The sequence below is a fragment of the Paenibacillus pini JCM 16418 genome (assembly GCF_000576305.1).
Classification (GTDB): Bacteria; Bacillota; Bacilli; order Paenibacillales; family Paenibacillaceae; genus Paenibacillus_AQ; species Paenibacillus_AQ pini.
The window spans coordinates 82,927-102,685 of the sequence record NZ_BAVZ01000005.1 but is presented as its reverse complement, the minus strand read 5'-3'; the positions used below and the strand labels follow the sequence as shown (position 1 = coordinate 102,685).

Sequence of the window (19,759 nt, the reverse complement as noted above, 5' to 3'; positions counted from 1 at the left end):
TCCAATTTTATCTACATAAATAGGTGTATATCTAACTTTGTCTAGTTATTATACGCTAAATAAGAATAATAAAAACCGGCCAATTCCATTGACCGGTTTGAAATAAAAAAACATTTTGAAATTTTTGCTTCATTAATAACAGAAAAATTCTAACACAGAATTTACCTGCCTATTAGGAAAATTGCGCCTGATGGAGTCTTGCATACATTCCCCCACGCTTAAGCAGTTCATCATGATTTCCATGTTCAGCAATACCGTCCTCTGTCACGACCATAATCCGGTCAGCATTTCGGATCGTCGCCAGCCGATGCGCGATGATCAAAGTCGTCCGGTTCATCGATAATTCTTCCAATGATTCCTGAATAATACGTTCTGTTTCTGTATCTAGCGCTGAGGTTGCTTCATCTAGTATTAGAATGGGCGGATTCTTCAAAAACATACGAGCAATTGCTAACCGTTGACGTTGTCCTCCGGACAGCTTCATACCACGCTCACCAATGACAGTGTCCAGACCATCTGGCAGCGAAGCAATCAAAGCCTCTAAATGTGCCTGACGCACTGCGTTCATGAGCTCGGCTTCGCTTGCGTCCAGTCGACCATACGAAATATTTTCACGTATCGTGCCACTAAAAAGAAATACATCCTGCTGAACCATCCCAATTTGTGAACGAAGCGAGGCTTGGCTCATTTCACGGATGTCCAGACCATCGATTGTAATACTTCCCTCTTCTACATCATAAAAGCGTGGAATCAAGCTACATAGCGTTGATTTACCCGCTCCAGAAGGACCTACCAAGGCAATCGTCTCTCCGGCTTTAATCTGTAAGCTAATATCATTTAATATTCGGGAGTGGTTCTCATAACCAAAAGAAACCTTACGGAACTCAATGTCACCACGAAGATGATCAACTTCGACTGCATCCGGTTCGTCCCTAACATCAGGCTGCGTATCCATCAGCTCACAGAAGCGTTTAAAGCCTGCCATTCCTTTAGGATAACTTTCCATAAGTGCATTAATTTTATCAATCGGCTTCAGAAAAATGTTTACATACAATAGAAAGGCAACCAGCTCGCCATAAGATAATTGACCTTGATAAGCAAACCATGCGCCGCAGACAAGCACGACTAGTGATATTAGCCGAGTGAGCATGTACATTCCTGATACACTAAAGGACATCGCTAAGTACGAGCGCAGCTTCGATCGACGAAAGCCTGCGTTATTTTCACGAAAACGTTCAATTTCAAACTCTTCATTACTAAATGATTTAACGACACGAATTCCAGACACACTATCCTCAACACGCGAATTCAAATTGGCTATATTACGGAACATTTCCGATGCAGCACGATTGAGCTTCTGATTGAAGAATACGATCAACCATACAATGAAGGGCATAATCGTAAAGGTAATTAACGCCAGCTGCCAGTTCACAGACCACATGATCCCAAATGCCCCTGCAAAAGTCATCACAGCAATAAACATGTCCTCTGGGCCATGATGCGCCATCTCTCCAATATCAAACAAATCATTAGTCATACGAGACATCAAATGTCCTGTCTTCGTATTATCGAAATATCGAAAGGATAGCTTTTGCACATGATTAAAAGCTTGTTGCCTCATATCGGATTCAATGTTAATGCCTAATTTATGTCCCCAGTAGCTGACAATAAACTGTAAACCCATACATACTAGATACAGTGCTAACAAACCAAAGCCTGCTGCCGTAATCGTTCCCCAATGTCCCGCTGGAAGCAATGAATCGACTACCCACTGTACCGAAATTGGAAATCCGAGTTCTAACAATCCAGCTATGACCGCACAACCAAAATCAACCATAAACAGCTTGCGGTGGGGCCTATAATAAGATACAAATCTCCGAATCAATCCAGGTCCTTGCCTGGGCTCACTCGTACTACCTATGCCTTGTGCCTGTCCCATATATTCCTAATCCTCCGTCTTCGTTTAATCAGATGTATACCAGTTTATAGGAAGAGTAGTGTATCCGACAATACATTGGTTTGGATTTGCTCGCTTCGAATTCTCATATAAATCTGATATGCTTAATGATAGATAGCATCATGCTTAGGAGGCTAACATAATGAAACGTATCATTTGTTTACACACACTTACCCCTGACCAAATTGCAAAAATTGAACAAGTTGCCCCAGGTTATACCGTAACGGTTGCCAAGAGCACAGACATATCATCCGAAACAGTATCCGACGCTGAAATTATCGTAGGCTGGTCGAAGCATATCGTAGAGAGTGCACTTGAGGCCAATAGTAAACTGAAATGGATCCAAACATGGTCCGCAGGAGTCGATACGTTGCCCCTCAAGCGACTAGAGCAACGCGGAACACTACTCACGAATTCAAGTGGCGTACATGCCATCCCTATAGCCGAAAGTATTTTTGCTATGCTACTCTCTTTCTCACGTCAGCTTCATGTTGCCGTCCGCAATCAAGCTGAAGGAAAGTGGGAACCAAAGCTTGCATCCGCTGGAGCCTTAACCTTGACGGAGCTACGAGACAAGACGCTGGTAATTGCAGGCGTTGGCGAAATTGGACGTGAGACGGCCCGGCTCGCTAAGGCCTTCGGCATGAAGGTGATCGGCGTGCGACGTTCGGGTAAAGCCTTACCCGATGTGGATCAAATGTACACGATGGATGGGCTCCATGAAGCACTGAGCCATGGCGACTATATCGTAAGCATCTTACCACTGACGGATGAGACGCATCATCTATTTGATTCTTCAGCCTTCGGGGCAGTGAAACCAGGGGCTTGCTTCATTAACGTTGGACGAGGTCCAACCGTAGATACACCTTCATTGCTCGAAGCACTACAAACAGGTCAGCTCGGCTGTGCCGGGCTAGATGTGTTTGAAGAGGAGCCGCTACCCGTAGACCATCCTTTATGGAAGATGCCTCAAGTCGTAATTACACCGCATGTTGCCGGTAGCACCGACCGATATACGGAGCGTGTTGTCGATATTTTCGTGCAGAATCTTCAAGCTTATGTGAACAATCAACAGCTTCCTCGTAACTTAGTTGATTATAGCCGGGAATATTAGATCATTATTCGTTAAATACAAAATATAAAAACAGAGGATGAGTGTTCAGTGTATGAACATTCATCCTCTGTTTCATTTCATAGTGTATTTTCATAGTGTATTTTCATATACAGAGCCATAGATTTCGCACAAAGTTTCCTTTTGCCAGCTTCCCCTCGTCCACAATCGTGAAGCCTGCTTCCACTAGCGTATTATGAATATCCTGCGTAGACACAACCATTGCTCGCTTCGTCATTCTTCTCAGGCTGCTTAGCATTTCATGTTGATCCTCGCCCGAAATGACCGAGCAAAGATTATATGGCATATCAAGTATGGCGGCATCATACCTGCCTTCTATCTCGTTCATATCTTTAAGACTAACGACCTCTGGATATCCAAAGTGCTTGAGATTCACTCTAGCTCCTTTAACAGCAAGCGGGTTTAAATCACCGCCAACAATATCCATCCCCATCGACAGTCCTTCAATCAGAACATTGCCCATACCGCAGCAAGGATCAATCACCTTGCAGTTTCGCGCATCAGGTACCGCTATATTAAGGAGTGATCTAGCTACCGTAATACTTAGTCCTGTCGAATAGTTCTGCGGCTTATGCTTATGCTTCAGCCAATCTCGCTTAGGAAACTCACAGCTTCCGAACATCCACCGACCATCCACTGCCAGTAAACCCAAGGTTACATCCGGTTGCTTCATTTCGGCCTTACCTTGAATTCGGCTGCCAATTAACCGCTCCAGCCCTCTTTGCTCGTCATAAGAGTACGAGTCTCCAGCCTTTACATACATCACTTTGAAGGTAGCTTCCTCAGGTAACTGTTGCGATGCAGCCTGCTTGGCAATTTCATCAACAGTACTGCCTGAGTAAATCACATCCATACGTAAGGATAGGAAGGGACTCCGATCCGGATCGACCTGCCGATCACTATATATCAGATGCTCAGAAGAGGGAGCTTGTCCGAACAGAGATCTCATTTCCATCCGGCATAAATCTCGCTCTGTCTCGTGAAATGAATAGACATAAATGTGATTCGTTTGATTTCTTCCAATGTCATTAATCCAAGTCATAGATTGAACCAACCTTCAGACCATATAATTCATTATATATTTTCTCGGCAAAGGCATCGGTCATACCAGCAATATAATCAATAATCATATGCTCCCATGTCCACATCGGATGGGCGCTGGCTTGATCTCGCTCAAAACGGCGGAGCCAATCCGAAGGAATAATCGATTTCGAAGTGGTCGGGTCCTGAAAAGCAAGCCAGAGCCGACGAATCATCCACTCGCTTCGCTTTTGCAGACGCTGTACTCTGAGGTCACGAATCATCGTGACCCATGCAAAGCTCTTTAGGACACTCACCGTGCGCAGCATATCCAGATCTTCCAAGCCTTCCCGTACAAAAGTGACCTTTTTCCAATCGCCATCCTCAATCACGCCAAGCCGACTTACAAATAAGCTGACCCAGAACGCCTTAACTTCTCGTCTCGTCCTAGAATAATCATGCTCACACGAAGGAAGCTTCTCCTTCCATACCTGTAAAAAGGATTCTAATACGCTTTCGACTTTAGCCTTAATCTGCTCTTCTTGCCAGCCTACCCAGAAGGAGTCTTCTAGTGTAGTAATCTTCTCTACAATATGACTGATATTATGCGGATCATGCATGAAATGCTCATGGACTTCAATCTTACCCGCCTTGATCCCATCCTCAAGATCATGGGCAGAATAAGCAATATCATCGCAGAGATCCATAAGCTGAGCTTCTAACGTTTTCTTGCCTGCGGGAATGTTCCAGCGATCACGAATTTGCGAAATATAGTTCCATTCATGCTGGTATAGCCCCTTCTTGCTCTGTGTTCCGGGAAAAGGATATTTATTAACCCCGAGCAATACGGCATCTGATAGATTCAGACCGTCAATATTCTCCCGCTTCTCTAAAAACATAATCAAACGGAAGTTATGTGCGTTGCCTTCAAAATGCTCGTACTTTTGCTTCAAGCCACCCCATACCTTTTCTAATACTTGAGGTGTGACTTCACCCACTCCACCCTTAAGGATTTCTCTGGCTTTCGTCTCAATTAACTGATCCAGAATATCGTCGAGCACCTCTTCACCCTTATGTCCAAACGGAGGATGACCAAAGTCATGGGCGATGGCAGCACATTCAACCACCTCTGGGTCAATCACAAGCCCCGGGTTGCTCGCCTGTTCAACAATAATTTCTGGATGCGTGCGAATTAAACTTCTAGCTGCTTCGCGTGCAATCTGCGCTACTTCTAGCGAATGCGTAAGCCGTGTACGATAATAATCTCCGGTACCGGCACCGAACACTTGCGACTTTCCCTGCAACCGACGAAATGTAGGTGAGTGTATCAGTCGCGAATAATCCCGTTCATATGTAGCCCTTGAGGCATCTACCCTGGTTTGTTCAGGGTACTGCCGATGTTCTCTCTTATCATTGATGTTCATTCCAGTACTCCCCAATCCAGGATTCATTTCTTTCTATTATAAGCGATTTTATCTATGAACCATAAATGTATTGCATATATGTTATTCTAATCTTACCCTTTACAGCTTAAAAGTGAACTCCATTGTATACATTTCATCTGTTCAAGCTAATTCATTTGGGAGGTCTAAACGAATATGAGTAGAAAAGTCGTTCTGTATATTGCTGCAAGTCTGGATGGTTATATTGCTAGAGCAAACGGTGCAGTAGATTGGTTAAGCGGACATGGAGATCAGCCTCCTACGGAGGATGTAGATTCCGAGAATGGATACGAACAATTTTACCAAACGATTGATACTGTTATCATGGGACGGACTACATACGAACAAATCATTCATGAGCTATCTCCGGATGCTTGGGCCTATCAGGGTAAAAAAAGTTATGTAGCTACAACCACTCCCCACGAACCGGATGAGCATGTAACATTTATTAATGAAGATATTCCTGAATTTGTGAAGCAGCTTAAACTTCAACCAGGGCAGGATATATGGCTCGTAGGTGGTGGCAAACTCATCGAAATCTTTATGGAACATCATCTCATTGATACGTATGTGATAACGATGATTCCAACGATTCTGGGTGACGGTATCCCACTATTCCTCGGACAGCATGCAGAAACTAAACTAAGATTACAGCAAACCAGAACGGTGGATGGCATGGTCGAGCTGACCTACGTTACAAGATAATGGTTCGATCCCATTTCCATAATTCAACTTGAGCGATACCCATATACGCGATGTCCGATTGATCCTTAAGCTTCAGCAGTTCTTTGAACGGACCTGTCACGACAACACCATATAGACGAATTCCATTTTTGTCTATATATTGTAGAACGAGGGCAGACAAAAGAGGATCGAATCGGAGCAGGGTTTATTTCCCGCAACACCTCCCCTCACTCTAATCACGTATGAATGGAATAAAAGTTACATATTCCCAATATAACCGAGTTCACATTGAAAAGGAGCCCCTTCTTGGATCTATACAGATCCGAGAAAGGGACTCCCTTGTTTCACACCAATATTTTAATTCTTCATCCGTGGATCAAGCACATCACGCAAACCGTCACCCATCAGATTAAATCCAAGAACCGTCAGCATGATGGATACACCGGGAAACACAACCGTCCAAGGTGCTTTCTGAATAAACTGTCTCGAATCCGATAGCATCTTACCCCATTCTGGATCGGGCGGCTGAGCTCCCAGCCCAAGGAATCCTAGTGCTGCCGCTTCGATGATAGCCGTGGCTATGCCCAGTGTTCCCTGTACAATAATGGGTGTAAGGCTGTTCGGCAAAATGTGGCTGAAGAGAATGCGATTATTTTTCATCCCAATGGCCTTAGCCGACATAATGTACTCCTCATTCTTCAGACTGAGTACCTTAGCTCGTACAAGCCTACCATACGTGGGAATGTTAACGATCGCGATGGCATACAGTGCATTTTGTAATGATGGACCTAGGATCGCTACGATAGCTATTGCGAGCAATATGCTAGGGAATGCGAGCACAATATCAAATAATCTTGATATCAGCATATCTGCCCATTTCCCATAATAGCCTGCTAGAATTCCCAGCACTGTACCTACCACAATGGAGCCTATGACCGAGAAGAACCCCACCCAGAGTGAAATTCGTGCTCCGAACAATACCCTAGTGAATAAATCACGTCCAAAATCATCCGTTCCGAACCAGTGTGCCGATGAAGGAGGCTTAAGGCGATCCATCAACTGTTGATCTTTGTACCCATATGGAGCAATGTACGGAGCAATGATCGCAATAATGATAAAGAATAGGATGAGTCCAAGCCCGAGCAATGCTGTTTTATTTTTACGAAAAGCCTTCCACGCATCACGCCAAGGGCCAGACACTTCATGAATAGCAATCGTGTCAGAGCTTTGGTTAATCGATAATTGTGTCATAGCCTACCCCCTATTTGTACTGGATGCGTGGATCAATGAAGGCATACAGCAGATCCACAATCAAATTAATGACGACGAAGATAAAGGCAATAATGAGGATTCCACTCTGAATGACTGGGTAATCACGAGAGCTAATCGCTTCGTAAATGTAGCGTCCTACCCCCGGCCAAGCAAAGATCGTTTCTGTCAGCACCGCACCTCCAAGTAATGCACCCGTCTGTAGTCCAATCACCGTTAAGACAGGAATGGAGGCATTCTTCAATGCATGCTTATACACAACGAAGAACATGGACAAGCCCTTGGCTTTCGCGGTACGTACAAAATCCAATTTCATCACTTCAAGCATACTTGAGCGTGTCATGCGGGCGATTACTGCCATTGGGATTGTACCAAGCGCAATACTCGGTAGAATCAAGTGCTTCATCACGGTCCATACTTGATCCCAGCGGCCACTAAGCATCGCATCAATGATATACATATTTGTAATGCTCTCCACAGGATCACGCTGATCCATACGCCCGATGGAAGGCAGCCAGTGGAGTTTGATTGAGAATATCCACTGCTCCATCAGCCCCAGCCAGAAGATGGGCATCGACACACCCATCAGAGCTATAATCATAAGCGTGTAATCCGACCAAAAATTTTGCCGCCAAGCACTTATAATTCCGGCATTTACGCCAACAAAAGTGGCAAAGAGCATACTCGTAACCGTCAGCTCAAGTGTAGCCGCAAGATAAGGCAATATTTCGGTGGCGATGGAAGCCTTCGTACGGATCGAATTTCCCAAGTCTCCTCTAAACAGATCGCCTAGATACGTCGCATACTGCTGTAACCAAGGCTTGTTAAGCCCTAGCTGTAGCCGAAGTGCCTCCTTCGATTGCTCGGTTGCCTTTTGCCCAAGAATGGTTTCGGCCGGATCTCCCGGAATAGCATGAATAATAGAGAATACGATGAGCGTCATCCCTAGCAATACGGGAATAAGAATCAACAGACGTTTCAATACATATGAGCTCACGAAGGAATCACCTGCCGATTGTTATTCGAAATAGATATTTGCATAAGCTTCTGTTCCCGTAGGAGAAGGAACAAACCCTTTAACACTCGCCTTAGCGGCAAGTATTGGCGTCGAATGCACGAGAGGTATCCAAGGTGCATCTTTCTTAATGATCTCTTGAGCTTGTTTGTACAGTTCAACCCGCTTATCCTGATCAACCTGCTGCTGAGCTGCAACTAGAATTTTATGAAGCTCTTCGTTTACGTAAAAGCTGCGGTTGTTGCCTGGAATAGAATCTTTATCAAGCAAAGTGTAAATAAAGTTATCTGGGTCTCCGTTGTCTCCGGTCCAGCCCATGATATAAACGTCGTCTTTGGCACCGACTTTGGTATCATCCAAATACGTAGCCCAGTCTGGCGATTCAATCTTGACTTTGACACCGATTTTCTCGAAATCGGCTTGGATGGCTTCAGCCACCTTCTTACCATCTGGCATATAAGGACGAGATACTGGCATCGCATAGAATGTGATTGGATCAGGGAGTCCATTCGGATAGCCGGCTTCAGCAAGAAGCTTCTTCGCTTGTTCCAAATCATATGGATAATCCTTAATGCTGTCATTGTAGCCCCATAATGTAGGAGGCATCGGGTTTATCGCTGGCGTTGCCTGTCCGGCAAAGAAAGCATCGACGATTCCTTGTTTATTTACAGCATAGCTAAGCGCGATTCTCACTTTTACATCATCAAAAGGCTTCTTCTTGAGGTTAAAGCCAAGGTATCCAATATTGAAGGAAGGACGATCAATCTTCTGTAAGTCACTTTTGCTCTCTAATACGGATAAATCATCCGGATTCAAATCTTCCATTAAGTCAATTTCGCCGTTCTGCAAGGCATTGAAACGAGCAGAGTTATCAGGAATTGAACGTACAATGACTTTATTTATTTTAGGAAGCCCTTCTTTCCAATAGTTTGGATTCTTCTCCAGCGTAATGGAATCATTATGCTTCCACTCTTTGAAGACAAAAGGCCCTGTGCCTACAGGCTCATTCTTAAAGTTCTCCTTCTTCTCCTGAATCGCTTTAGGACTAGCAATGCCGAAGCAGGTCATAGCGATATTTTGCAGGAAAGGTGCTTGTGGCTGGCTAAGTGTGAACTCCACCGTATTCGCATCTACAGCTTTCACATGTTTGATAATGCGATTGCCATCAGGTCCGAACATGGAATCATAATAGTCAAAGGAATCCTCTTTAAATTTGAATTCACTCTTAGGATCACTCCAGCGTGTAAAGTTGAATACCACCGCATCTGCGTTGAAGTCTGTCCCATCATGGAATTTAACACCTTGGCGAAGTTTAAACGAATATTTAAGTCCGTCAGGTGATACCTGATAGCTATCGGCTAATGCAGGTACAACCTCTGTTGATCCCTCTTTGTATTCTAGCAAGGAGTCAAATACTTGTTGGCCGATCTTGAGAGATTCACCATCAGTTACAATCGCAGGGTCGAGGGAAACGGAATCTGAGCCTCGACCGACGACCAACGTATCCTGCTTCTTAGCATCCTTTTTATCTGTTTCTTTGGTTGTCTCCGTGCTATCTGTTTTCTTCGGCTCGGTTGAAGATGTTGTGTCACCGCAGCCAGTCAATGCGAATACGACCGTCATGGAAACCGCTAGAAAAGAACTTGTCCATCGCTTCATTCGTCATACCCCTCTCTTGAATTCAAAATAGTATACTTGCATGCGGCAACCGTTCATTGCCTGCATTGAAGCCTTGATTTACGGATTAGACGACTTCTGCTGCTCCCGTATATAAGTGACAGGCCGTTGAATGTCCTTCACCTGTGTCCCGTAATGGGGGTCGATCGGTTCGACATACATCCATCACCTTCGGACAACGTGTATTAAATGCACAGCCGATCGGCGCATTCGCAGGACTGGGTACTTCACCCTGCAGAATAATTCGCTTAGGCTTCACATCGGGATCAGGCTCTGGAACTGCCGAGAGTAGTGCCTGTGTGTAGGGATGCTGAGGATCAGCATACAGCTTCTCCTTGTCGGCAATTTCCACAATTCGGCCAAGATACATGACCGCAACACGATCGCAGATATGCTTCACTACGCTCAGATCATGGGCGATGAATATATAGGTGAGTCCGAATTCACTTTGTAAATCTTGAAGCAGATTGATGACCTGCGATTGAATCGAGACATCCAGCGCAGATACAGGCTCATCGGCCACGATAAGCTTAGGCTGAAGCGCCAGCGCCCTAGCAATGCCAATCCGCTGTCTCTGTCCACCTGAAAATTGATGGGGATATCGATGGAGATGAGACCGCGATAGCCCTACAACTTCAACTAGCCGTTCGATCCGCTGCTGCCGTTCTTTACGGCTCGTTACACCATGGACGATCAGCGGCTCCTCCAATATTCGTTGCACACTGTGACGAGGGTCCAATGAAGAGTAAGGATCTTGAAATACGATCTGCATATCCCTACGCTGCTTACGCATTCCTTCTGCAGATAAGCCTGTAATCTCCTTGCCTTCGAAGAACACCTTGCCTTCACTAGGCTCAATGAGTCTGAGTAGTGCGCGGCCTGTTGTTGATTTACCGCAACCACTCTCCCCTACGAGCCCAAAGGTTTCACCCTTGTGTACGCTGAACGAAATATCATCTACTGCTTTGACATGGCCATGTGTCTTGTTCCAAAGTCCTTTTTGAATAGGAAAATACTTCTTCAAGTGCTGAACCTCAAGTAATGTCTCGCTCATACAGCATCCTCCTGTGTGCTTTCATAGAGCCAGCAGCGGCAGCTATGCCCCTCTTCCTGCTGCGATAAATGTGGAATTGCCTCAAGACATCTTGGCATCACATGCTCACAGCGTGCAGCAAAGCGGCAGCCTCGGAGCGACATGCTGAGCACAGGTACATTGCCCGGAATGGAGTACAGACGCTCGCGGGTCTCACTCATTCGTGGAACAGACTGGATCAGGCCCTGCGTATACGGATGAAGTGGATTTTTGAAAATGTCATGCACACTTCCTTCCTCCACCACCTTGCCTGCATACATCACCGCTACACGATGGCACATCTCCGCAACCACACCTAGATCATGCGTAATCAGCATGACGGCCATGCCCTGCTCCTCATTCAATCGCCGGATCAGATCTAGAATCTGCGCCTGAATCGTCACATCAAGCGCTGTCGTCGGCTCATCCGCGATCAGCAGCTCCGGGCTGCAAGCGATCGACATCGCGATCATGACCCGCTGGCGCATACCACCCGAGAGACGATGAGGATACTCATTAAGGATGGCATCAGGACTTGCGATTCCTACTTTTCTCAGCATATCCAGCGTGTGAATTCGGGCCTCCTTATGACTCTTGCCTCGGTGAAGCCGAATGGTCTCCCCAATTTGGTGACCTACCGTAAACAGCGGATTAAGCGAAGACATGGGCTCCTGAAAAACCATAGATATCGAGTTGCCCCGAATTTTACGCATCTCGCTCTCTTTGAGCGGGACAATATCTTTCCCCTTGAACACAATGGAGCCGCTGACGATTTTGCCAGGGGGCTGTGGAATCAGCTTGAGCACAGACAGCGAAGTTACACTCTTACCGCAGCCAGACTCGCCTACCACACCAAGTACTTCTCCTGGCTGAATGTACAGGTCGATCCCATCTACCGCAGGAATTTCACCTCGATCTGTAAAGAAATGAGTGCGTAAATCTTTAATTTCAAGAATAGGCTTGCTCATACCAAGACTCCTTTGGGTAAGAAAATATGAAATTTGGTTATTACGCCACTATTGAACATAGGTCAAATCAGTACGCAAGCAAACACTACGAATCCGCTTACATTTTATAGCGCTTTAACTTTCTACTGTTCGTGTTAGAGACTCTTTAAAGACGTTCTAGGAAACCTAATGGATGTTGTACATCTCTGAAGATGATCGAAATGAATTCTCAATGTGAGGTTGCGACATATATGTAGGGTTGGAATTCGTGCGACAGGTGACTTCTGTCTGAATTGGAAGTAAAGCTGTGGGAGAAGGTAACATGAACAAAATCATTTGAGTGTAGAGGCGATGCGTTGATACATTTATTGTCCTAATTAATTTTTCACTTTACTACAAGAAATACTCAGTTTCAAGAAATATTTTACATTTTTCAATATTTAATTTGCACTTATTTCTATATTTATGATTTTTTTGTTCAAAAAAAGAGAGATTAGATATAATCCCCCTTTTTACAATGAAAGTCGACATATTTCTTATGGTTTGCAAATTTCATCTGCAGGCGTAACTGCATCTAAAAGTGCTTGTTCCAGCTCAGCGCTATGCTTGTCTCTCACAGGCTGACTCCAGTTAAACCTGTCACTCATATATTCAATCACGGGACCCTTCCATTGATGAACGAGCTGGATGTTGAATAATGTAGCTCCTATCCGACGAGTGAAAAAGTCCACCGGTGTTGCAATCATCTCTGCCTCCAGTGCATAAGCTAACTGACCGAATAGCATCCTTGGTAACCCCATCCGATCCGCATCGGAGCTTTGAAGATGAATGAGATTAAATACCTGCGGTGCATTTGTGCCATAGGTTCGAGCTATACGTAGTGCGTCCATATGAGAGAGACCTGCGTGAATGCCGGCATCAGCGGTCTTTTGCACAAAGGCTTCGAATGCTAGTGAACCGCCTACCTCTCCTCCTGAAATGGGCAGATGCTTCGTCAAGCATGGTTGCAATGGATGATGTCCTGCCGAAGTTAATTTGTCAGAGAGCATATCCACAATGGTCTCGCCCATTTTGCGATAACCTGTTAATTTACCACCTGCGATGCTTATGAGCTGATGCAGATTCCCAAATTTCATCTTTACGGGATATCTCAGACGGATCTTTGCCTTCTTCAAGGATCAGTGGACGTACCCCCGCCCAGCTCGACTCTACGTCTTTCTCACACATTTTAACGCTAGGAAACATATCATTAATCGCATTAATAATATAGGAACGATCACTCGCGGTCATTTGCGGATGGATGGGATCGGTATTATAGAAGGTATCCGTTGTGCCTACATAAGTTTTGCCATCCCGTGGGATCGCGAACACCATCCGTTTATCATGCGTGTCAAAATAAACCGCCTGCTTCAATGGAAATTTCGCTTGATCAATAACGAGATGCACACCTTTCGTTAATTTGAGCGTTTTACCTTGTTTAGAAGAGTCGCTAGCTCTAATTTCGTCTACCCATGGGCCTGTGGCATTTACAACTTTGGTAGCCTTCACTTCAAAGGGTTCACCTAGCAGTTGATCGGAAATGGAAGCCCCCGTTACCTGTCCATTGCCATCATAGATCAAGCTCTCCACTTTGGCATAATTTAGAGCAAATGCCCCGTGCTCAACAGCCGCTTTCATGACTTCAATTGTTAATCTGGCATCATCTGTACGGTATTCAACGTAATAGCCGCCGCCCTTAAGACCCTGCTTCTTCAGAAGCGGTTCTTTATGTAGCGTTTCTTGGGATGAAAGCATCACGCGCCGTTCTCCCTTTTTAACGCCAGCCAGAAAGTCATAGACTCTCAGCCCGATGGACGTGCTGAATCTACCAAAGGTTCCACCCGTGTGCATAGGCAGAAGCATCCATTCTGGCGACGTGACATGAGGGCCATTTTCATAGACGATAGCTCTTTCCTTCCCCACTTCGGCTACCATTTTGATCTCCAATTGCTTTAAGTAACGTAGACCGCCATGCACCAATTTCGTAGATCTACTCGAGGTTCCCGCAGCAAAATCTTGCATGTCTACAAGGGCAACCGACATTCCCCTGCTTGCTGCATCCAGTGCAATTCCAGCTCCGGTAATGCCGCCTCCAATAATGAGGACATCATACTTCTGCCCGCTTAAGCTTCTACGGATTTCGTCTCTATGAACATTAGACCATGTCACTTCGGCTCATCTCCTATTTAAACACCATTGCGGCTTGAACTGCTTTTTGCCAACCACCATATAATTGTTGTCTTTTCTCATCACTCATAGAGGATTGAAATTCATGCTCCATCGCCCATTGCTGAGCTATCTCCTCTTGGCTCTCCCAGAATCCTACTGCAAGGCCCGCAAGATAGGCAGCTCCTAGCGCCGTTGTCTCATTCACAATCGGTCTTTCTACAGGAACGTTTAGGATATCACTTTGAAATTGCATCAGGAAATTATTCTGCACAGCACCCCCATCCACGCGCAGCTTCTTCAGTTTGATCCCTGAATCGGCTTCCATCGCTGACAGGACATCCCGCGTTTGATATGCAAGTGCTTCGAGTGTCGCTCTTATAAAATGCTCCTTCGACGTTCCTCGCGTAAGACCAAATACGGCTCCACGTACCTCACTATCCCAATACGGTGTACCCAGTCCAACAAAGGCAGGCACGACATATACACCGTCGGTCGAATCTACCCTAGCAGCATAATTTTCACTTTCTTTGGAGTTCTTGAGCATTCTTAAACCGTCACGAAGCCATTGAATAGCAGATCCCGCTACAAAAATACTACCTTCAAGTGCATACTCCACTTTCCCGTTCACTCCACAAGCAATCGTTGTTAAAAGGCCATGCTCAGAGTTTACAGCCTTTTCGCCTGTATTCATTAACATGAAACAGCCCGTGCCATAGGTGTTCTTAGCCATGCCTTGGGTGAAGCAAGCTTGACCAAACAATGCGGCCTGCTGATCACCCGCGGCTCCAGCAATCGGAATTTCATAACCGAAAAAATGCTGTCGTCCCGTTACGCCATAAATTTCAGAAGAAGGTCGCACCTCAGGCAGCATGGATTTAGGTACTTGGAGAATGTCTAATAACTCATCATCCCATTGAAGCTCGTGAATGTTATACATTAACGTCCGCGAGGCATTGGAATAGTCCGTAACATGCTGTCTACCTTCTGTAAATTTCCAAATGAGCCATGTGTCAATGGTGCCGAATAATAATTCACCCTGCTCCGCCTTCTCACGGGCCCCCTTCACATGGTCGATTATCCATTTAACCTTCGTTCCTGAAAAATAAGGATCAATAAGTAGTCCCGTCTTTTGCCGAATCATATCATTTAAATTGCGGGATTTCAGATCCTCACAAATGTCACTTGTTTGTCTAGATTGCCATACCACTGCATGGTAGAGTGGATCTCCTGTCTTCTTATCCCATACGACCGTCGTTTCTCGCTGATTCGTAATCCCAATGCCAGCAATTTGTTCTGGCTTCACTCCTGATTCCGTAAGGACGGACACGATGACTGAAAGAATAGAGCCCCATATTTCATTCGCGTTATGTTCTACCCAACCTGGACTCGGGAAAAACTGCGTAATTTCCTTTTGAGCAACGAAAGCTGCATCTCCATTTTTATTAAACAAAATCGCTCTTGAACTGGTTGTTCCTTGGTCTAAAGACAGAATGTATTTGTCCATCTGCTCTCTCCATTTCATCTACATGTTGGTCATGCCGCGTTCCATCTGATACGTATACTAATAATAATATACTATACTTTATGACTGATTAGGTCTCTGGTTAGGCGACGAGTCTAGCTAGGGTCTAGTTCATTTCAAGCTATGGTTAAACTTCAGTTCCGTGACCTAGTTATCATCTATTACACAGAAATAAGGGCCTTCCACCCTCTGTTGAGAGAAGAAGACCCTTTGCTTAAAACTAAAAACTATGAAAGGACATGCAGTCTTTGTAAAATCGTAAGCAGTCTATAGAAATCATAGCTGCTTTGTTCCGGCGTATCTAGAATACCTGCTTTCACCGCAGCCTTTACGGCTGATTCGGCCCATATTGGAGCTGGCATATGATGTCTTTCCTCGAGCGCTGTTATCCGCTGCTTTAACTGAACTACCGTTTGGGTTAAACTCTGTATTTGTTTCTCTGCTTCAATTGTGTTCATGCCTACTGCATTCATATCATCTTGATCTCCCTCCGCATTGGATTGTACGTCATATTGATCCAGGCGATTCGCTTCGATGATGCTGATCAGCTTCGCCGGATACTTAGGATCTGTGGCATATCCACCTTTCCAAACGGCCTCGGCCGCTGCTCGGTAATTTGCATGCAGGACACCGTGATAACGATTCGGCTGATCTTTCGTTCCTTTTAGCAGTAAGTTTGAATGGTCTGTGATCGACTCCGCCCAATTGCGATATTTCCGAAAGGATGCGGTCACCTTGGTAGCTTTCCCTTGCACATACTCCGTCGTTGGCATGTCCACCGACCCGATCGTACCCGTGCCTTTAATACCGAATAGATTATTGGCCTGAGCGGTCAGCCCACTCTTACCCCAGTTGGATTCCAAAATAGCCTGAGCAATCGTAAGCGATGCGGGGATGCCGCATTTCTGCATATCTTGAATGGCATGGGGTGCAATCGCTGTAATAAATTCATTTGGGTTCATGATGAATCGATTCCTCCTCTCCTGATTTCGTTTCTAATATTTCTAAAGCCTTCCGAAATGCCTTCGGCACGGGTAAGCCCATGCGACCCGCATTTTCAATAATGCTCAGCAGTTCATTTGCCATATAAAAAAAGATCACGGCATCTTGGAAATAACCTTGATTTCCAAGCACCTGATCTATAAAATGTGCCACCGTGACCATGAGGAAAATAATGATTTTTCGCATGATCCCGTAATAACCTTTATGGCTCTTTAGCTCGCCGTTCGTCCATGCGACTGCCCAACCCGTAAGCCAATCCACAATTACGAGTATTAATAATAAGTTGATTAATACGCCCCAACCTCCAAACAGATATCCGATCATCGCCCCAAACGCTGTGGATATGATTGTAATGATGTTAATGATAAGAGAGTCATCGTTCATGTACCTTCCCTCCTTGGGGAATGATTTGTTGAGATGGAAAAAAGCCCTCGGGGGGAGGGCCCGAGGGGGAATACATATTAGGTGTCTTTTTGGCATAGTATAGTTGGTCACTATTTATTGGAGTCTTAAAGTATAACGTTTAACCACCCTTTTAAAGAATCTAATCACAGATAAATAGAAAGTCATTTCTATAACTGATTCTACTCTACGTCAAAAATGATTTCTCCTTTCCTTTCAAGAATCTCAGAACGAATTAAATTAGCATCATCTTTTGTTATGTTGTAACTGTTAATAATAGTATTCATAGGTACTTCATCAATTTCGTATCGAGTGATACATGCATTTACCATAATACGCATCTCAAATGGTTCCAATGCCATATCATTTCACCTCCATTAAATTTAAATTATCCAAACATCTTAGACATTGCAATCTCAATATCAGCCAAGCGATTTTTCAGATCTGCTTGGATTTCTTCTTGAGAACATCCTGTGAATTTGGATCGGTGATTTACTGCACCTGCAGGAATCACTTGATTCAATTCAAACTTTTCATCAGTAACAAATATAGAGAATTTATTTAGATCTATACCTCCAATACATAACGTAGCCCCGTTTATCTGATCACTTACAATAGAAATTACGTCAGGAACAAAATCTATGATACGACCATCTTCCAGTGTATATATATATGCTAGCATATTATCCTCCTTTAAGTTGTTCTTATAACTCCAGCTGGTGTATTAAATACCTGTGCCCCTCCTGAAACTTTAAATAATTTACTTGCTCCTATATTTAGAGTATCTCTTACAGTAATAATAGCTCCCCCACTTGCATCAATAACTAGAGTGTTACCTGAACCAGTATTATTGCCGGATAACACTGCAAATGCAGAGCTTATACTCATACAAGTAGGCTTATTTACAAAGTTTGTAAAACTCACATCCAAATTTCCACCTCCAAAAATAATACCGTATAAAAATGTGCTATAAAATTCACAACTACTAATATCTAAATTAGTAACATAACTTCTCGAATCAATACATTGAGCAAATTTTATACCATAGAAATTAACAGATAGTAGGGTGCAATTATTCACAGTGATGTACCCTGTAAGATCTACTGATAATCTGGCATCCGGATACCACATCTCCAATTGCAAATTATATGGGCCATCAAAATTTTCAATACTAAAGCTCTCTGCATAAACACCAGCCCTTATACGTATAGTGACATTCCCTGTTAGATGCTTTTTTAATTGCCCTAAACAATAAGTTATTGTCTTATATGGAGATAAAGTCCCTCCCCTTCCCACACTGTCAACACCGTTTATTCCATCAACATAAAACAATCCACCAGCTTGATTACCTGTATCCACAATCGGTATAAAGCTAGATATATTCCCAGAATGCACAATGTTATTAGACGCAACTTTAGGTGTCCCAGTAAATACTGGATTAGCTAAAGGAGCTTTAAGTCCTAATGTGTTATTAATTGCAGTGATGTCTGTCACATTTTCTGCTAAATGAGCAGTAAGATTTGCCTGTAATACATCAGCCTTTGCTTGTGCTACTGACGCAGCCGTAACCCCCGCACTTCCTCGATCATACGCCGCCTTCACTGCCTTCTCCGTAGCCGCCACACTCTCGCGTGCCCCGTCCGTTGCACTAGATAGCTGCACAATCCCCTTCTGCGTCAAAGTTCCATCCGGCAGCACCGGATTAATATTCTTCACATCTTCCTGTACTTTCCCCACAGCCGCATCAACCTTATCCCAGTTCTCATTGAGCATGGTATCAATATTAAAAGTCTTGGCACCATCTGTGCTGGGATTCATCTTTAAAAGATTCAATTTCGTTGTATTAGTTGGCAAGCCACACACCTCCTGCAAATTTAGATAATAGCGTTTGTTCTATTTGGGTAAGGGTCATCACATCATGAATGTTCCGGATAAGAAGATAATTGAATTCATACTCCACAGATAGATGGGCCGGCTTGATCTCTTCAATAGCCGATTTCAAATCCTCCAAATTCGGAGGAATCCCAAGGGTATCCATGAACTTTACGGTAAATCCCCACTTGTCCGGCTGAAACGAAACATCGACTTTCCCACCGTCATAAGCTTCCGCGACATTTTTAACGAGGCGACCTGAGAAGGTTCCCGCTCCGCGTAATTTAGATTCAATAACCGCACGACGCTGCTCAATTGGCTTGGTCAAATCCGTTGTAATCCCTAGCTCAAACTCCCATCGTCCTAATCCCCATGTCGCCGTTCGAACGAAGAATTGGGACACCGTTGCGTCCAAGGCCAAGTACAATGCATCTAACTCGCTCCCCTTAGCATCCATGTCCGAACGCATTACACGAGAAGTTTCATAGTAGGCCGGAAGATAAGAAAACAGCTCACGACCTCGTGAACTGTTCATTTC

At 44.5% G+C, this 19,759-nt stretch carries 18 protein-coding genes and 1 pseudogene; 2 read left to right on the top strand and 17 right to left on the bottom strand.

From position 1 onward, the window contains the following. Positions 1 to 172: 172 nt before the first annotated feature. Positions 173 to 1,885, bottom strand: coding sequence for an ABC transporter ATP-binding protein (locus JCM16418_RS09535; protein ID WP_036648390.1), 1,713 nt, complete (start codon positions 1,883 to 1,885; stop codon positions 173 to 175). 214 nt (positions 1,886 to 2,099) lie between these two features. On the opposite strand from JCM16418_RS09535, the gene JCM16418_RS09530 reads away from it, so the two are divergent. Continuing rightward, positions 2,100 to 3,071, top strand: coding sequence for a D-2-hydroxyacid dehydrogenase (locus JCM16418_RS09530; protein WP_036648101.1), 972 nt, complete (start codon positions 2,100 to 2,102; stop codon positions 3,069 to 3,071). A gap of 103 nt (positions 3,072 to 3,174) precedes the next feature. Here JCM16418_RS09530 and JCM16418_RS09525 read toward each other — a convergent pair whose 3' ends face one another. Both JCM16418_RS09525 and JCM16418_RS09520 read right to left on the bottom strand, forming a co-directional pair. Continuing rightward, positions 3,175 to 4,131 carry a TRM11 family SAM-dependent methyltransferase gene (locus JCM16418_RS09525; RefSeq protein ID WP_052020170.1) on the bottom strand — a complete coding sequence of 319 codons (957 nt, stop codon included), beginning with the start codon at positions 4,129 to 4,131 and terminating at the stop codon, positions 3,175 to 3,177. Continuing rightward, on the bottom strand, positions 4,118 to 5,533 hold the full coding sequence (locus JCM16418_RS09520; protein WP_036648098.1) for a deoxyguanosinetriphosphate triphosphohydrolase family protein: 1,416 nt from the start codon (positions 5,531 to 5,533) through the stop codon (positions 4,118 to 4,120). Before JCM16418_RS09520 ends, JCM16418_RS09525 begins: the two co-directional genes overlap by 14 nt. A 174-nt stretch (positions 5,534 to 5,707) precedes the next feature. Between JCM16418_RS09520 and JCM16418_RS09515 the strand changes: the two genes are divergently transcribed. Further along, a complete protein-coding gene (locus tag JCM16418_RS09515) occupies positions 5,708 to 6,256 on the top strand; it encodes a dihydrofolate reductase family protein (RefSeq protein ID WP_036648096.1) in 549 nt (182 codons plus the stop codon). On the opposite strand, the gene JCM16418_RS24255 is transcribed toward JCM16418_RS09515, so the two are convergent. The 14 genes and pseudogenes from JCM16418_RS24255 to JCM16418_RS09450 form a co-directional block, all read right to left on the bottom strand. Then, positions 6,246 to 6,416, bottom strand: coding sequence for an anti sigma factor C-terminal domain-containing protein (locus JCM16418_RS24255; RefSeq protein WP_158442422.1), 171 nt, complete (start codon positions 6,414 to 6,416; stop codon positions 6,246 to 6,248). The genes JCM16418_RS09515 and JCM16418_RS24255 overlap by 11 nt on opposite strands. Before the next feature lie 176 nt (positions 6,417 to 6,592). Continuing rightward, positions 6,593 to 7,486 (bottom strand): nickel transporter permease, encoded by an 894-nt coding sequence (gene nikC / locus JCM16418_RS09510; protein ID WP_036648094.1) that lies wholly within the window; start codon positions 7,484 to 7,486, stop codon positions 6,593 to 6,595. Positions 7,487 to 7,496: 10 nt separating this feature from the next. Continuing rightward, entirely contained in the window at positions 7,497 to 8,501 is a 1,005-nt protein-coding gene (locus JCM16418_RS09505; protein ID WP_036648092.1) for an ABC transporter permease, read from the bottom strand. Between the two features lie 21 nt (positions 8,502 to 8,522). Then, positions 8,523 to 10,178 (bottom strand): ABC transporter substrate-binding protein, encoded by a 1,656-nt coding sequence (locus JCM16418_RS09500; protein WP_036648090.1) that lies wholly within the window; start codon positions 10,176 to 10,178, stop codon positions 8,523 to 8,525. Between the two features lie 85 nt (positions 10,179 to 10,263). After that, positions 10,264 to 11,250 (bottom strand): ABC transporter ATP-binding protein, encoded by a 987-nt coding sequence (locus tag JCM16418_RS09495; protein ID WP_036648088.1) that lies wholly within the window; start codon positions 11,248 to 11,250, stop codon positions 10,264 to 10,266. Beyond that, positions 11,247 to 12,236: an ABC transporter ATP-binding protein gene (locus JCM16418_RS09490; protein WP_036648086.1), complete on the bottom strand. Its 990-nt coding sequence runs from the start codon at positions 12,234 to 12,236 to the stop codon at positions 11,247 to 11,249. The genes JCM16418_RS09495 and JCM16418_RS09490 overlap by 4 nt, the downstream gene beginning before the upstream one ends. A 515-nt stretch (positions 12,237 to 12,751) precedes the next feature. Further along, positions 12,752 to 14,423, bottom strand: a pseudogene (locus JCM16418_RS09485) (glycerol-3-phosphate dehydrogenase/oxidase). Between the two features lie 13 nt (positions 14,424 to 14,436). Next, complete coding sequence (gene glpK / locus JCM16418_RS09480) at positions 14,437 to 15,927, bottom strand: glycerol kinase GlpK (RefSeq protein WP_036648083.1); 1,491 nt, start codon at positions 15,925 to 15,927, stop codon at positions 14,437 to 14,439. Between the two features lie 245 nt (positions 15,928 to 16,172). Beyond that, a complete protein-coding gene (locus tag JCM16418_RS09475; RefSeq protein ID WP_036648080.1) occupies positions 16,173 to 16,907 on the bottom strand; it encodes a glycoside hydrolase family 73 protein in 735 nt (244 codons plus the stop codon). Then, on the bottom strand, positions 16,894 to 17,331 hold the full coding sequence (locus JCM16418_RS09470) for a phage holin family protein (RefSeq protein ID WP_052020169.1): 438 nt from the start codon (positions 17,329 to 17,331) through the stop codon (positions 16,894 to 16,896). Before JCM16418_RS09470 ends, JCM16418_RS09475 begins: the two co-directional genes overlap by 14 nt. A gap of 200 nt (positions 17,332 to 17,531) precedes the next feature. Then, a complete protein-coding gene (locus tag JCM16418_RS09465) occupies positions 17,532 to 17,711 on the bottom strand; it encodes a hypothetical protein (protein WP_036648077.1) in 180 nt (59 codons plus the stop codon). A 26-nt stretch (positions 17,712 to 17,737) separates the two neighbouring features. Continuing rightward, entirely contained in the window at positions 17,738 to 18,031 is a 294-nt protein-coding gene (locus tag JCM16418_RS09460; protein ID WP_036648072.1) for a hypothetical protein, read from the bottom strand. An 11-nt stretch (positions 18,032 to 18,042) separates the two neighbouring features. Continuing rightward, on the bottom strand, positions 18,043 to 19,203 hold the full coding sequence (locus JCM16418_RS25430) for a tail fiber protein (RefSeq protein WP_036648071.1): 1,161 nt from the start codon (positions 19,201 to 19,203) through the stop codon (positions 18,043 to 18,045). Further along, entirely contained in the window at positions 19,193 to 19,756 is a 564-nt protein-coding gene (locus tag JCM16418_RS09450; RefSeq protein WP_036648383.1) for a YmfQ family protein, read from the bottom strand. Before JCM16418_RS09450 ends, JCM16418_RS25430 begins: the two co-directional genes overlap by 11 nt. Between the last annotated feature and the right edge of the window lie 3 nt (positions 19,757 to 19,759).